This window comes from Amycolatopsis sp. M39 (genome assembly GCF_001651785.1).
Lineage (GTDB): Bacteria > Actinomycetota > Actinomycetes > Mycobacteriales > Pseudonocardiaceae > Amycolatopsis > Amycolatopsis rubida.
The window spans coordinates 26,843-41,499 of the sequence record NZ_LWSF01000023.1; the positions used below are offsets into that span (position 1 = coordinate 26,843).

Below are 14,657 nucleotides of genomic sequence, written 5' to 3' on the forward strand. Positions count from 1 at the left end.
GGGGGCGTTGCCTCCGCCGCGGAAGGCCAAGCGGACTCGGCGCAGCTGAGGTGTGACGAGGGCTCCCTTGAGGCTTGAGGGGGCCCTCGCCGTTTCTGGGGTCGTGAGTGGCGACGCCGGTGCTCACCGGCGTGAACACTCACGAGGCTCCGGAGTACCTTGGAGGTGTGTTCCCCGAGCAGCGACCCCGCAGGCTTCGTACTACTCCGGCAATGCGCAGGATGGTCAGTGAGACCACGGTGCGGCCACGGCAGCTGATTCTGCCGATGTTCGTGGCCGAGGGTCTGGACGCGCCGCGGCCGATCGCCAGCATGCCGGGCGTCGTTCAGCACACTCGCGACACTCTTCGCAAGGCCGCGGTCGAGGCGGTCAACGCCGGGGTCGGCGGGCTCATGCTCTTCGGCGTTCCGGAGAAGCGGGACGCGCAAGGGTCCGGCGCGGTCGACGAGAACGGCATCCTCAACGTCGCGTTGCGGGATCTGCGCAGCGAACTCGGCGACTCCACCGTGCTGATGGCCGACACCTGCCTGGACGAGTTCACCGACCACGGGCACTGCGGCGTGCTCGACGCGGACGGCGTGGTCGACAACGACGCCACGCTCCGGTTGTACGCCGACATGGGTGTCGCGCAGGCGGAAGCGGGAGCGCATGTGCTCGGGCCGAGCGGGATGATGGACGGGCAGGTCGGCGTGATCCGCCGGGCGCTCGACGAGGTCGGGCACAGCGAGACCGCCATTCTCGCCTACTCGATCAAGTACGCCAGCGCGTTCTACGGTCCCTTCCGCGAGGCCGTCGACTCCCAGCTCAAGGGCGACCGCAAGACCTACCAGCAGGACCTCGGCAACGCGCGCGAGGCGATGCGCGAGCTCGAACTCGACTTGGCCGAGGGCGCGGACATGGTCATGGTCAAGCCTGCACTGTCCTATTTGGACATCATCAAGGCGGCGGCCGACATTTCGCCGGTTCCGGTCGCGGCGTACAACATCTCCGGCGAGTACGCGATGGTCGAGGCGGCCGCGGCGAACGGCTGGATCGAGCGCGAGCGCACGGTGCTTGAGGTGCTCACGTCCATCCGCCGCGCGGGGGCGGACCTGATCCTGACCTACTGGGCGGCCGAGGCCGCGGCCTGGCTGGACTGAGCCCGGGTAGGGTCTTTCGGGTGGCCGAGAAGGACGAGAACACCCCGAAGCCAGCCAGCGTGACCTCGGACGATCTTTCCGGGCTCACCGACGACGAGCGCCGCAAACGCGGGCGCGCGCCGGATCCGGTGCTGCCGGGGCAGACCGCGCCGAAGGCCAAGCCGCCGACGCCGGTGCACGGCGCGTTCGTGCTCGCCATCGTGGCCGCGGTGATCGTGGTGGCCGGGCAGGTCGTCACCGTCTTGCTCAAGCAGCAGCTGGTCGACCGGGCGATCGAGCAGGTGCGGCAGAGCGGCCAGAAGGTCGACGTCGCTCAGGTGCAGGCCAACGCCAACACGCTGGTGTGGGCCATGCTGATCGGCTCGCTGTGCTTCGGCGCGCTGCTCGTGCTGTTCGCCTGGAAGGCCCGCGAGGGCACGCGTTCGGCACGCAGCATCGCGACCCTGCTGGCGGTGCTCGGCATCGTGTTCGAACTCGGGGTGATCCGCAGCATCTTCGCGCTCGCGTCGTCGCTGGCGCTGGTCGTCATGCTGATCCTGCTGTACCTGCCGAAGGTCGCGGACTACTTCCCGAAGGTCGGCAAGAAGCTGTAATGGCGGCCAGGACGCTGTACTCCGAGCCTGGCGTCGGCTGGTCGGCGCTGATCTGGGGCCCGCTGTTCGCACTGCTGGGCGCGCTCGCCGAACTGGCCACCGGTGGGCCGACGCACGTCGTCGGCTGGGTGCTGATCGGCGCCGCGCTGTGCGGGCTGACGCTGCCGTGGGTGTACGCGCGGCGCCGGTTCCTTTCGCTTGAGGTCACCACCGAGCAGGTGCGGCAAGGACGCGAGACGGTGGCCGCGGAGCGGATCGCCTCGGTGACCGACGTCGGTGCGCCGGTCGGGACGCGCGTGCTCGGCGGCGGCTGGTCGGTGCCGCGGAAGTACGACGAGTTGCCGGTCGAGCTGGACGACGGCACGGTGGTGCTCGCCTGGGCCCGCGACGTCGAAGCGCTGAAGACCGCGCTCGCGGAGCTGGCCGCGAAGAACCATCCGGAGGACGAGAACACCGAGGAACAAGCCGATGACTTCCGGAACTGAACCCGCACGAGGGACGCGCGACGACGGCGAACCTGAAAGGCTGGATCCCGTGATCGACCTACCCCAGCCGACCGGAGCCGGGCTTTGGCCGCCGGAGGAAACGCAGCCGCGGACGAAGCTCAACCAGCCGTGGCGCGCGTTCGTCGCGCTCGGCGAGGTCGTGGTGGCCGGATTGGTGCTGTGGGCGGCGTTCGCGCTGTGGCACGCCGGGGTCGGCACGGTCGTCACCACGGCGGGCGACGGCACGAAATTGGCCTCCGAACGGTACTTCGGCGGACATATCGCCGGGGCGCTCGGGCTCGGCACGCTGTCTGCGGTATTAGTGGTGGACGCGGTCCGGCAATTGCTGCTCGCGGTGCGGGCGCGGCACAAAAAGAAGAAGGACTGATTACACAGCTGCCCCACAGGGAACCAACAGCTGACTGCTAAGCAAGCCCCGCAATCTTGCGGCCATGACGCGGCTGCGCACACGAACCTGGGTGGTCAACGGAGTCCTTGTCGTGCTGCTCGGCGGCGCGGCTTTCGGGATTTACCAAGCCTTTTCGCCTGCTGGTTCGACCGCGCAGGCGCAAACCCGGACGACGCCGGTCCGGCGCGCGAATGTCGCCCAGACCGTTGCGGCGGCGGGCACGATCGCGAGCACCTACACCGGGGCCGCGAATTTCACGACATCCGGCAAGGTCACCAGCATCGACGTGCAGGTCGGCGACGTCGTGAGCGCCGGGCAGAAGCTCGCCACCATCGACTCTTCCCAGGCAAGCAAACAACTTCAGGTCGCCAAGGCCAATCTCGCGGTCGCCGAGGACAACCTGACGACGGCGGAGGACAACCCGCCCGCGAACCAGACCTCGGCCCAGGCGCAGAGCAGCACCGCCTCGTTGCAGGCCAAAGTGGATCAAGCGCAGCTGGACGTGGACAACGCGGAATCAGCACTCGCCGCCACGACATTGACCGCGCCGGGCGCGGGAACGGTTACCGCGATCAACGGGACGGTCGGGCAGCAAGCGGGCAGCGGGTCCAATTCCAGCAGCAGTTCCGCAAGTGCGTCCACGTCGAGTTCCGGCTCCGGTGGACAATCCGGGCAACAGTCGTCCTCAAGCAGCAGTAGCAGCACTGGTTTTATCGATATTACCGATATGGGCACTCTTGTCGTCAATACTTCGGTGGCGGAAATTGACGTGAGCAAGGTGAAAACCGGCCAGAAAGCCACGGTCACGCTGAACGCGACGCCGGATCAACCATTGCAGGCGACCGTTTCCAGCATTGACCTCACCCCGACCACGAGCAGCAACGTCGTCAGTTACGGCGCGAAGCTGGCGTTGTCGAACCCGCCGTCGGGGCTGCGGCCCGGACAGTCGGCGAGCGTCGTGATCACGGTCGCGGAAGCCGATGGCGTACTGAGCGTTCCGGCCGCGGCGGTGCGGAGCAGCGGGACGACGAACGTGGTCACGGTGGAGCAGAACGGGCAGCCGGTTTCGCGGCAGGTCGAGGTCGGCGTGCGCGGAGAGTCCACTGTGGAGATCAAGTCCGGGCTCAACGAAGGCGACAGCGTGGTGCTCACGGCTGCGTCGCCGACGACCTCGAGTGGGTCCAACGGCCAGCAACGGGGCGGTCTCGGCGGGTTCGGCGGTGGCCAGCAGGGCGGATTCGGCGGCGGACGCCAGGGCGGCGTCGGCGGCGGGGGCCGGGGATGAAGCCGGTGATCGCGGTCTCCGGACTGCGCAAGACCTACGGCAGCGGGGAAACCGCGGTGCACGCGCTGCGCGGGGTCGATCTGCGGGTGTGGCCGGGCGAGTACGTCGCGATCATGGGCGCGTCCGGATCCGGGAAGTCGACGCTGCTGAACATGCTCGGCTGTCTCGACACGCCTACCTCGGGCCGGTATCTGCTGGACGGATTCTCCGTCGCCGATCTCAACGAACGTCAGCTTGCCCTGCTGCGCAACCGAAAGATCGGCTTCATCTTCCAGTCCTTCAATCTCGTGCCGCGTACCAGTGCGCTGTCCAATGTGGAATTGCCGACGGTCTACAGTGGACTCAAGCGAGGGGAGCGGCGGCGCCGCGCGCTCGCCGCGCTGGAGATGGTCGGGCTGACCGATCGGGCCAAGCATCTGCCGAATGAACTGTCCGGCGGACAGCAGCAGCGCGTCGCGGTGGCACGGGCGCTGGTCGGCGGACCGGCGCTGCTGCTCGCCGACGAACCGACGGGAAACCTCGACCACGCAAGCACTGTCGACGTCCTCGGCGTCTTCGACCGGCTCAACGCGCTCGGCCGCACGGTCGTTGTGATCACGCACGAGGACGAGGTCGCCCGGCACGCGCACCGCGTCGTGCGGGTCAGCGACGGGCGGATCGTGTCGGACGAGGTGCGCACCGGGGTGGTCGCGTGAACTTCGTCGAGATCATGCGGTTCGCGGTGCGCGGACTCGCCTCGAACAAACTGCGTTCGGTGCTCACCACGCTCGGCATCACCATCGGCGTCGCGTCGGTGATCTTGTTGGTGGCAGTGGGAAACGGCGCGTCGGCGGCGATTACCGCGAGCATCCAGGGGCTCGGCACCGACGTGGTCAACGTGACGCCGGTCCGCGGCGGCGGGCAGACCAGCCAGGTGCGTCCGCTCACCGTGCAGGACGCGCACGCGCTGATCGATCCGGTGGGCGCGCCGGACGTCAAGGCGGCGGCTCCGGTGGTGAACACCAGCGCGACCGCGACGTACGGGCAGACCTCCTACGACGTGTCGAGCGTCGTCGGCACCGAACCCAGCTACTTCACCACCACGAATCGCCAGATCGCCGACGGTCAGCTGTTCAGCGCCGAGGACGTGACGCAAGCGCGCAAGGTCGTCGTGCTCGGGCCGACGACCGCGCAGTCGATCTTCGGTGCAGGCGAACCGGTCGGCAAGAACGTACTGGTCAACAGCATCCAGTTCACCGTGATCGGCGTGCTGCAGACGAAGGGCAGCACCGGGCTGCAGAACGCCGATGACGTCGCGATCGCCCCGATCAGCGCGGTGCAGAACTCGCTCGCCGGCTACGGCGGCCTGAACCAGATCGCCGTGCAGGCGACCACCGCCGATGCGATCGGGCTCGCGCAAGCCGAGGTCACTGCGATCCTCGACGCCCGGCACGGCATTCAAGCCTCGGCCACTCCGGACTTCCAGATCCAGAACTCCGCGCAGCTGCTGCAGACCCGCACGTCGGCGATCGACACGTTCACCGTGCTGCTCGGCGCGGTCGCGGCGATCTCACTGCTGGTCGGCGGGATCGGGGTCACGAACATCATGCTCGTCACGGTCACCGAGCGGATCCGCGAGATCGGCATCCGCAAGGCGATCGGCGCGCCGCGCTCGGCGATCCTCGGCCAGTTCCTCGCCGAGGCGACCATGCTGAGCCTGTTCGGCGGGTTGCTCGGCGTGCTGATCGGCGTGGTCGGCAGCCGGTTCAGCATCGCGGGCATCCAGCCGGTGGTGGTGCCTTCGTCGATCGCGCTCGCGTTCGCGGTGTCCGCGCTGATCGGGCTTTTCTTCGGCAGTTTCCCGGCGAACCGGGCTTCGCGGCTGCGGCCGATCGACGCCCTCCGGCACGAGTAGGAGCGTCATGTCCGCGTCGACCACCCAGCCCATTCCGACCCCGCCGGAGGAACCCGCCGCGCCGCGTCCGGAAGACCTCATTGCCGAGCCTGCCGTCCAGGGCGATCTCACCGCCGAGCTGAAGCAGGTCGCGCGGCCGTTCGGCAAGCCGACGCTCGTGCTCGCCGGGCTGCTCGTGCTGGCGCTGGCGTTCGCCGGCGGCGCGTGGACGCACGCGGCGTTCGGTCCGTCGAGCGGCTCTTCCGGCGGGGCCCGAACGGCCTTCGCCGGTACTGGTTCCGGCCCCGGTGCTGGGCAGCAGGGCGGCTCCGGCGGACGTGCGGCAGGCGGTCGCGGGACGGTCGGCACCGTGGAGAAGGTCGACGGGAGCACGATCACGGTGAAGACCATGCAGGGCAGCGAAGTCACAGTGTCCACTTCGGACAGCACGACGGTCGGCGTGACTCAGCCGGGCAAGCTCAGCGACCTCAAACCGGGACAGCCGGTGACCGTCCAGGGCCGCACCGGAGCGGACGGCTCGGTGACCGCGCAGGCGATCGTGGCGCAACCGGGGCGTTAGGGAACGTCGTTGAGCGCGATGATCGCGACGTTCAGCGCCGTCGTGTAGAGCAGCCACGCCAGATACGGCACGAGCAGCAGCGCGGCGGTGCGGGACCGGCGGTAGAACAATGCGATCGTCACGATCACGGTGAAATCGAGCAGCACGATGTCCACGCACGCGACCTGTGTGGAGCCGCCCGCGAAGAACAGCGAGATCCACATCAGGTTGAACAACAGGCCGATGCCGTACGCGGCGAAGCCCTGGTTCTCGCCGTCGGTGCGCCAATAAGTCCAGCCCGCGACGGCGAGCACGATGTACAGAACCGTCCACACCGGACTGAACAGGGACGAGGGCGGGGCCCACTCCGGCAGCACGTACCGGTTGTAGGCGTCCGGCGCGGTCGTCGCGGCCAGCGCGCCGACCAGTGCGATGACGCCGACCAGCCCGAAGAACACCGCGAGCATCAGCCACGGGTTCCGGCGGTGTGTGGGCGCCGTCACGTCTCCTCCATGGCTCGCCCGTCCATGCGCTTGGGAATGTTACTGCGTAGCGCGGCTACTCGCATGAGGGCGGCGGCGGGGAGGAGGGTGAAGTCAGGAGCGGTCCGGCCGAAATGCCGGATGGCAGTCGGGTGGCAGCTTGGGCGCCACCGACACCCGAACGGAGGATTTGCAAGACTGGAGCGGTGAGCACTGGCACCGAGCAGTCCAAAGCATGGTTCGCACGCGCCAAGGCGGCCGTTCCGGGCGGGGTGAACTCGCCGGTGCGCGCCTTCAACTCGGTCGGCGGCACGCCGCGGTTCATGGTCCGGGGCGAGGGCCCGTATCTGTGGGACGCAGACGGCAACCGCTACGTCGACCTCGTCTCCTCGTGGGGCCCGATGATCCTCGGGCACGCGCACCCGAAGGTGGTGGCCGCCGCCCGCGCGGCCGCGGAGCACGGGCTTTCCTTCGGCACGCCGACGATCGGCGAGGTCGAACTCGCCGAGGAGATCATCGGCCGGGTCGGTCCGGTCGAGCAGGTCCGGCTGGTCAACTCCGGCACCGAAGCCACGATGAGCGCCATCCGGCTGGCTCGCGGTTTCACCGGCCGCGCCAAGATCATCAAGTTCGCCGGCTGCTACCACGGGCACGTTGACGCGCTGCTCGCCGAAGCGGGTTCCGGCGTAGCGACACTCGGCCTGCCGACTTCGCCGGGCGTCACCGGCGCGCAGGCCGCGGACACGATTGTCTTGCCGTACAACGATCTTGACGCACTGCGGAAATCCTTTGCGGAGAATGAGGGCCAGATCGCCGCAGTGATCACCGAGGCGGCCGCGGGCAACATGGGCGCGGTGCCGCCGGACGCCGGCTTCAACGCCGCGCTGCGTGACCTCGCGCACGAAAACGGCGCGCTGCTGATCATGGACGAGGTGATGACCGGCTTCCGCGTTTCGCGTGCGGGCTGGTTCGGCCTCGAAGGTGTGGCCGGTGACCTGTACACGTTCGGCAAGGTGATGTCCGGCGGGCTGCCTGCCGCGGCGTTCGGCGGCCGCGCGGACATCATGGCGAAGCTCGCTCCCGGCGGTCCCGTCTATCAGGCGGGCACGCTGTCCGGGAACCCGGTGGCGGTCGCCGCCGGTCTTACCGCGCTGCGCGAAGCCGACGACGCTGTGTACGCGAAGCTCGACGCCAACGCGAAGCGTCTCGGCGGGCTTTTCGACAAGGCGCTCAGCGAAGCGGGCGTCACGCACACGGTGCAGTTCGCGGGCAACCTGGTGAGCGTCTTCTTCACCGACAAGCCCGTACGCAACTACGCGGACGCGCAGGCCACCGAGACGTGGCGCTTCCCGGCGTTCTTCCATGCGCTGCTCGAAGCGGGCGTGTACCCGCCGCCGAGCGCGTACGAGGCGTGGTTCGTGAACGCCGCGATGGACGACGAAGCATTCGCCGTCATCGAGGCCGCGTTGCCCACGGCGGCGCGCGCGGCGGCTGAGGCGGTTCGCCCATGACCACCGTCGTCCACATGCTGCGGCACGGTGAAGTCCACAACCCGGAGAAGATCCTCTACGGGCGGCTGCCGAACTTCCGGCTGTCAGAGCGCGGGCAACGTCAGGCGCTCACTGTCGCCGAGGCAGTGTCTGGGCACGACCTCGCGTATGTCGTCGCTTCGCCGCTTCAGCGCGCGCAGGAGACCGCGGCACCCATCGCGGGCGCGCACCGTCTCGACATCGCCACTGACGAAGGTCTCATCGAAGCGGCGAACGTCTTCGAAGGCCAGCGCGTGGCCGTGGGCGACGGCGCGCTGCGGCAGCCGAAAGCGTGGCCGCACCTGGTGAACCCGTTCAAGCCGTCGTGGGGCGAGCCGTACGTCGAGATCGCACACCGGATGCTTGGCGCGGTGCACCGTGCCCGCGTAAAGGCCGAAGGGCGCGAAGCGCTGTGTGTGTCGCACCAACTGCCGATCTGGACGCTTCGCCGGTTCCTCGAAGCGAAGCGGCTGTGGCACGACCCGCGGCAGCGGCAGTGCTCGCTGGCGTCGCTCACCAGCTTGGTGTTCGACGGCGAAGAGCTGCTGGAGATCGTCTACAGCGAGCCCGCGGGCACCACCGACCCCAAGGTGACCGGCGCATGAAACGGCGGCTGCTCGGGGTCCTGATGGCCGCCGCGCTGGTCGTGACGGGCTGCTCGACCGGCAAGGACGCGGTCGTCTCGGGTGGCACCTTCACCTTCGTCTCGCCTGGCGGCAAGGTCGACATCAGCTACCCGGAGAACGAACGCCAGAAAGCCCCGACGCTGGCCGGCGACGACCTGATGCACGAGGGCAAACAGCTCTCGATCGAGGACTTCCCCGGCAAGGCGCTGGTGATCAACCTGTGGGGCCAATGGTGCGGCCCGTGCCGCGCCGAAGCGCCCGAACTGGAGACCGCGAGCAAGCAGATCGCCCCGGTCGGCGCCCAGGTGATCGGCCTCGACGTCCGCGACCCGGCCCGCGACGTGGCCCAGGACTTCGTCCGCGACCGCGGCCTGACGTACCCGTCGATCTGGGACCCGTCCGGACGCGTGCTGCTTCAGCTGTCCGGGTACCCGCGCAACATCATCCCGTCGACCCTGGTGCTGGACAAACAGCACCGGGTGGCGGCGGTGTTCCTGCGGCAGGTGCTGGCTTCGGACCTGGTTCCGGTGGTGCAGCGGCTCAGCGCGGAGAAATAGCGTCGTGGGTGTTGATCGCGGTGAGAACCGCGATCAACACTCACGAGACCCGACCACCGCCCTTGCCTCGCGGGAGCCCCTTGCCAAGCGAGGGCGCAGGCGCGCACGTTCCGGCCCGGGCTCGTCGTGAGTGCCAGCCCCGGTTCTCACCGGTGCCAACGCTCACGACCCAGGACCAAGGTCCCGGCCCCGCTGTGGCGTAGGTCCTGTGAGCGGGCCCCGCCCGCCTCACGTCCAGCTCACTGCCTACTCTCAAGTGCGTGAACTCCGTGTCCGAGCTGGCGCTTTCCGGGCCGCTGCTGCTCGCCGCGGGTGTCGCGCTGGTGGCCGGGGCCATCTCGTTCGCGTCGCCGTGCGTGGTGCCGCTCGTGCCCGGGTACCTCGCCTACCTCGCGGCTCTCGTCGGTGCGGACGCCCCGGCGGTGCGCGACGGCGAGGAGCGCAAGAAGGGCCGCTACGCCGTGCTCGGTGCGGCGGGGCTGTTCGTGCTCGGGTTCACCGTGGTGTTCGTCGCGACCATGGGCACGCTGGTCTGGCTCGCGAACACCTTGCTGGTCAACGAGGAACTGCTGCAGCGCATCGGCGGCGTCCTCACCATCCTGATGGCGCTGGTCTTCATCGGCTGGATCCCGGGACTGCAGCGCGAGGTCCGCTCGCACCACGTGCCCGGCGGCGGGCTGTGGGGCGCGCCGGTGCTCGGGGCGGTGTTCGGGCTCGGCTGGACGCCGTGCATCGGGCCGACGCTCTCGGCCGTCACCAGTCTCGCCAGCGCGACCGGCGGGGCCGCGGTTCGCGGGTACGTGCTGGTGCTTGTTTACTGTCTCGGCCTCGGCGTCCCGTTCCTGCTGATCGCGCTCGGCGCCCGCTGGGCCGTGCGGGCCACCGACTGGCTTCGCCGCAACGGCCGCCGCGTGCAGATTTTCGGCGGGGCGCTGCTGATGGTGGTGGGCATTCTGCTGGTCACCGGGCTGTGGGGAGACGTCATGGGCTGGCTCCGCAACTCCGTCGCCTCCGATCTCGAGCTGCCGTTGTGACCACTACCGAAGCGCCCCCGAAGAACCCGAACCCGTCGTACCGGCCGTCCGCGGCCAAGCAGGTCCTGGCTTTCCTGCGCAACACCTGGCGCGGCCTGACGTCCATGCGCACCGCGCTGGTGCTGCTGTTCCTGCTGGCGCTCGCCGCGCTTCCCGGCGCGTTGCTGCCGCAGCGGCGGCTGAACGCGCCGAAGGTCGACGAGTACATCAGCGCGCACGGCTGGTGGGGTTCGCTGCTCGACAAGCTGGAGTTCTACGACGTCTACTCCAGCGTCTGGTTCTCCGCGATCTACATCCTGCTGATGATCTCGCTGATCGGCTGTCTCACGCCGCGCAGCTTCGAGTATTTCAAGCAAATGCGGGCGAAGCCGGTGCTGACGCCGCGCAATCTCGCGCGCATGCCGCACCACCGGATCGCCCGCACCGCGCGCACGCCGGAGACGATCCGCGAGGACGTGCGCAAGCAGCTGTCCGGCTGGCGGCGCGTCGAGCGCGAGGAGGACGGCGGCGGGTTCAGNNNNCGCGAGACCGGCAACCTGCTCTTCCACTTCGGCATGCTCGGCCTGATCATCTTCTTCGCCCTCGGCAAGCTCTACAGCTACGAGGGCCAGGTCATCGTGCAGGCCAATGGCGGCCAGTTCTGCAACTCGGGCATCTACAACTACGACTCGTTCGAAGCGGGCCTGCGCGTCGACGGCACCGACCTCGACCCGTTCTGCGTGAAGGTCAACGACTTCACCGCCCGCTACACCGCCACGAACCAGGCTGACTACTACCACTCGCACATCGAGTACCAGTCCGGCGAGGACCTGCGGGCCGGCACGTGGAAGCCGTACGACCTGGAGGTCAACGAGCCGCTGCGCACCGTCGGCGACCGGGTTTACCTGCTGGGCAACGGTTATTCGCCGCAGTTCACGGTGACCTTCCCGAACGGCGAGAAGCGCACCCAGAACACCCAGTGGATGTTCAGCAACCCGGCGACGATGCTGTCCGAGGGCGCGACGAAGTTCGACCAGCCCGGCATCGCCGACGAGGTCCAGCGGCGCACCAAGCAGCTCGCGATCACCGGCCTCTTCGCGCCGTCCTCGTTCATCCACGGCGGCGTGCTCACCTCGACCGCCCCGCAGCTGAACAACCCGATGGTCGCCGTCGACGTGCTGCGCGGCGACCTCGGCCTCGACGCGGGCCGCGGCCAGTCGGTGTTCTCGGTCGACCAGTCCCGCGTCCAGGACGGCAGGCTCAAGCGGGTCGCCCGCAAGAACCTCGCGGTCGGCCAGGAACTGACGCTCGACGACGGCACCAAGGTCCGCTTCGACGGCGTCAACAACTGGGTCAACCTGCAGATCTCGCATGATCCGACGCAGGGCTACGTGCTCGGCTTCGCGATCGTGATGTTCGCCGGGCTCGGGGCGTCGTTGCTGGTCAAGCGGCGTCGCGTGTGGGTGCGGGTGCGGCCGGGCCGCGACGATGGCGCGAGTACCGTGATCGAAGTCGCGGGGCTCGCGCGCACGGATCAAGCCGGATACGGCGAGGAATTCCAGCGGATCAGCGAACGGCTGGTCACGGGCCGGAAGGGCAGCTGAGGCATGGAAATCAACGAGACTCTCTCGCAGTACAGCGACCTGCTGTACACGACGACAGTGGCGATTTACGTGCTGGCGCTGCTGTTCACGCTCTTCGAGCAGGCTTTCGGAGCCAAGGGCCGGCTCGCCGCCGAGCGCAGCCGCCAGCGTGTGCTGGTCGGCGCGGGCGGACCGGACTCCGACGACGCCGGGATCGAAGACGGCGACGTCCCGGCCGAGCCCGAGGCCCCGCGCGCGATCGGCCGCGCCGAGCGGATCGGCCGGATGGGCGCGGCGCTGCTGGTGCTCGGCGCGCTGCTGCAGCTGTCGGCGATCGTGCTGCGCGGACTCGCGGTGCACCGCGCGCCGTGGGGCAACATGTACGAGTACGGCATGGCGGTCACCTTCATCACCGTCGTCGCCTGGCTCGTGGTGATCAAGAAGTTCCCGGTCCGCCACCTCACCGGCTTCCTGCTGCTGCCCGTCGTGATCCTGATGTTCATCAACGGCACGATGCTGTACACCGTGGCCGCGCCGGTCGTGCCCGCGCTGCAGTCGTACTGGCTCGTGATCCACGTGTCCGCCGCGATCATCGGCTCCGGCGTGTTCCTGGTGCCCGGCGTGGCGAGCGTGCTGTACCTCTTCCGCACCGCGCACGACCGCAACCCGGCCAAGTTCGCCGGTTTCGGCCCGAAGCTGCCCGCCGCCGACGTGCTCGACCGGATCGCCTACCGGGCCACCATCGTGGCGTTCCCGATCTTCACTTTCGGCGTGCTGTGCGGCGCGGTGTGGGCCGAGGCCGCGTGGGGCCGGTTCTGGGGCTGGGACCCGAAGGAGACCGTCGCGTTCATCGCGTGGGTCGTTTACGCGGCATACCTGCACTCCCGCGCCACCGCGGGCTGGCGCGGCACCCGTGCCGCGGTGATCAACATCGTCGGATTCTCGGTGACGATCTTCAACTTGTTCTTCGTCAACCTGGTTACCGCCGGACTGCATTCCTATGCCGGAGTGAGCTGAGCCGGGGGGTCCACCGCCCGGACCGGGCCTCGGGCGACTACCGTCGTCGCCAGGGGCCCTTCGACGTACCCGGGAGGTTGGCAACGGTGACCGGACCCAGTGAAGAGACTGCCGGGGAACAGCAGTCCGAGCAGGCCCAGGAACCGGCTGCCATGTTCTCCGAGGAACGCACCGACTCGACGCCGCACCCCGGCACCGGGCCGTACGACGCGCAGCCGACGCAGGTCGTCGACCCGCCGCCGCAGGGCGCGTACCAGCCACTGCCGCAGCCGGGCGGCTACCAGCCGCATTACGACCAGAACCTGCCGCCGTTGCAGCCGCCCGCGCAGCAGCATCAGCCGCAGCACGCCGCCCCGCCTGGATACCAGCAGCCGCCCGCCGCTCCGGCCGGCACGCCGGTTCCCGCCCCAGGTGCGGTTCCTGTGCCGGGCGCTCCTGCCGGCGGACTCCCGCAGCCGGCGTCCAGCGCGGACGAGCTGGCCACCGCGCACCTGGTGAAACAGCAGAAGCGCACGCCCCAGTCCGGCTGGCGCAAGGCGGTGTACCTGGGCAGCGGCAAGCTGGTCAACCCGGGGGAGAGCCCGGCGGACACGCGTCGACGCGAGTTGATCGCGCGGGTCAACCAGCCGCTGCGCGGGTGCTACAAGATCGCGATGCTGAGCCTCAAGGGGGGCGTCGGCAAGACCACGACCACGACCACGCTCGGCGCGACCTTCGCGTCCCTGCGCGGCGACCGCGTGGTGGCGGTGGACGCGAACCCGGACCGCGGGACGCTGTCGCAGAAGATCGCCATCGAGACCACCGCGACCGTGCGGCATCTGCTGCGCGACGCGGACAAGATCACGCGCTACAGCGACGTCCGGTCGTACACGTCGCAGGGGTCGAGCCGACTGGAAATCCTGGCCAGCGAACAGGATCCGGCGGTGTCGGAGGCGTTCTCCGAGAACGACTACCGGCGCACGGTGAACCTGCTTGAGCACTTCTACAACATCGTGCTCACCGACTGCGGCACCGGTTTGATGCACTCGGCGATGAAGGGCGTCCTCGACGTCGCGGACTCGCTGGTGGTGGTGTCCTCGGGTTCGGTCGACGGGGCCCGCAGCGCCTCGGCGACGCTGGACTGGCTGGAGGCGCACGGCTACGGCGACCTGGTGAAACGCTCGGTCGTGGTGATCAACTCGGTGCGCCCGAAGGGCAGTTCGGTCGACCTGGACAAGCTGGCCGCGCACTTCGGCGCGAAGGTGCGTTCGGTGTGCCGGATCCCGTTCGACGCGCACTTGGAAGAGGGCGCGGAGATCGAGTTGGAGCGCCTCGGCGGGGACACCCGGTTGGCGCTGCTGGAACTGGCGGCGACCGTGGCTGACGGGTTCGGCGGGCAGGGGTACCGCTGAGCCTCGCCCGCCGCACGAGCTAGCTGTACGTGAGGGGAACCCTGAGGGAATCAGATTCCCTCAGGGTTCCCCTCACGTACCTCTGCTGCGCCCGGCAGGGCCCGCCGGTGAGAGAG

Annotated in this window: 16 protein-coding genes; 15 read left to right on the forward strand and 1 reads right to left on the reverse strand. The window is 69.0% G+C overall.

Annotated elements, in window-relative coordinates:
* The first annotated feature begins 167 nt into the window (after positions 1–167).
* The 8 genes from hemB (at position 168) to A4R44_RS34375 (ending at position 6,364) form a co-directional block, all read left to right on the forward strand.
* Positions 168–1,139: a porphobilinogen synthase gene (hemB, locus tag A4R44_RS34340; protein WP_093572688.1), complete on the forward strand. Its 972-nt coding sequence runs from the start codon at positions 168–170 to the stop codon at positions 1,137–1,139.
* A 20-nt stretch (positions 1,140–1,159) separates the two neighbouring features.
* Positions 1,160–1,732 carry a hypothetical protein gene (locus A4R44_RS34345; protein WP_093571936.1) on the forward strand — a complete coding sequence of 191 codons (573 nt, stop codon included), beginning with the start codon at positions 1,160–1,162 and terminating at the stop codon, positions 1,730–1,732.
* On the forward strand, positions 1,732–2,217 hold the full coding sequence (locus A4R44_RS34350) for a hypothetical protein (protein ID WP_067590080.1): 486 nt from the start codon (positions 1,732–1,734) through the stop codon (positions 2,215–2,217). Before A4R44_RS34345 ends, A4R44_RS34350 begins: the two co-directional genes overlap by 1 nt.
* Before the next feature lie 49 nt (positions 2,218–2,266).
* Complete coding sequence (locus A4R44_RS34355; protein ID WP_067590316.1) at positions 2,267–2,605, forward strand: hypothetical protein; 339 nt, start codon at positions 2,267–2,269, stop codon at positions 2,603–2,605.
* A 64-nt stretch (positions 2,606–2,669) separates the two neighbouring features.
* A complete protein-coding gene (locus A4R44_RS34360) occupies positions 2,670–3,911 on the forward strand; it encodes an efflux RND transporter periplasmic adaptor subunit (RefSeq protein ID WP_067590083.1) in 1,242 nt (413 codons plus the stop codon).
* Positions 3,908–4,606, forward strand: a complete 699-nt coding sequence (locus tag A4R44_RS34365; protein WP_067590086.1) for an ABC transporter ATP-binding protein — start codon at positions 3,908–3,910, stop codon at positions 4,604–4,606. The genes A4R44_RS34360 and A4R44_RS34365 overlap by 4 nt, the downstream gene beginning before the upstream one ends.
* A complete protein-coding gene (locus A4R44_RS34370; RefSeq protein ID WP_067590089.1) occupies positions 4,603–5,805 on the forward strand; it encodes an ABC transporter permease in 1,203 nt (400 codons plus the stop codon). Before A4R44_RS34365 ends, A4R44_RS34370 begins: the two co-directional genes overlap by 4 nt.
* A 7-nt stretch (positions 5,806–5,812) precedes the next feature.
* Entirely contained in the window at positions 5,813–6,364 is a 552-nt protein-coding gene (locus A4R44_RS34375) for a DUF5666 domain-containing protein (RefSeq protein ID WP_067590092.1), read from the forward strand.
* Here A4R44_RS34375 and A4R44_RS34380 read toward each other — a convergent pair.
* Complete coding sequence (locus tag A4R44_RS34380; protein WP_095213800.1) at positions 6,361–6,846, reverse strand: TspO/MBR family protein; 486 nt, start codon at positions 6,844–6,846, stop codon at positions 6,361–6,363. The genes A4R44_RS34375 and A4R44_RS34380 overlap by 4 nt on opposite strands.
* Positions 6,847–7,031: 185 nt before the next feature.
* Between A4R44_RS34380 and hemL the strand changes: the two genes are divergently transcribed.
* From hemL to A4R44_RS34415, 7 genes are all read left to right on the forward strand, one after another.
* Positions 7,032–8,336, forward strand: coding sequence for a glutamate-1-semialdehyde 2,1-aminomutase (gene hemL, locus A4R44_RS34385; RefSeq protein ID WP_067590095.1), 1,305 nt, complete (start codon positions 7,032–7,034; stop codon positions 8,334–8,336).
* Positions 8,333–8,959: a histidine phosphatase family protein gene (locus tag A4R44_RS34390; RefSeq protein ID WP_067590098.1), complete on the forward strand. Its 627-nt coding sequence runs from the start codon at positions 8,333–8,335 to the stop codon at positions 8,957–8,959. Before hemL ends, A4R44_RS34390 begins: the two co-directional genes overlap by 4 nt.
* On the forward strand, positions 8,956–9,537 hold the full coding sequence (locus A4R44_RS34395; RefSeq protein WP_067590101.1) for a TlpA disulfide reductase family protein: 582 nt from the start codon (positions 8,956–8,958) through the stop codon (positions 9,535–9,537). The genes A4R44_RS34390 and A4R44_RS34395 overlap by 4 nt, the downstream gene beginning before the upstream one ends.
* A 260-nt stretch (positions 9,538–9,797) precedes the next feature.
* Positions 9,798–10,571 carry a cytochrome c biogenesis CcdA family protein gene (locus A4R44_RS34400; protein ID WP_067590104.1) on the forward strand — a complete coding sequence of 258 codons (774 nt, stop codon included), beginning with the start codon at positions 9,798–9,800 and terminating at the stop codon, positions 10,569–10,571.
* Entirely contained in the window at positions 10,568–12,154 is a 1,587-nt protein-coding gene (locus tag A4R44_RS34405) for a cytochrome c biogenesis protein ResB (protein WP_067590107.1), read from the forward strand. The genes A4R44_RS34400 and A4R44_RS34405 overlap by 4 nt, the downstream gene beginning before the upstream one ends.
* 3 nt (positions 12,155–12,157) lie before the next feature.
* Complete coding sequence (gene ccsB / locus A4R44_RS34410) at positions 12,158–13,150, forward strand: c-type cytochrome biogenesis protein CcsB (protein ID WP_067590110.1); 993 nt, start codon at positions 12,158–12,160, stop codon at positions 13,148–13,150.
* An 86-nt stretch (positions 13,151–13,236) separates the two neighbouring features.
* Positions 13,237–14,541 carry a MinD/ParA family protein gene (locus tag A4R44_RS34415; protein ID WP_067590113.1) on the forward strand — a complete coding sequence of 435 codons (1,305 nt, stop codon included), beginning with the start codon at positions 13,237–13,239 and terminating at the stop codon, positions 14,539–14,541.
* Positions 14,542–14,657: the final 116 nt, after the last annotated feature.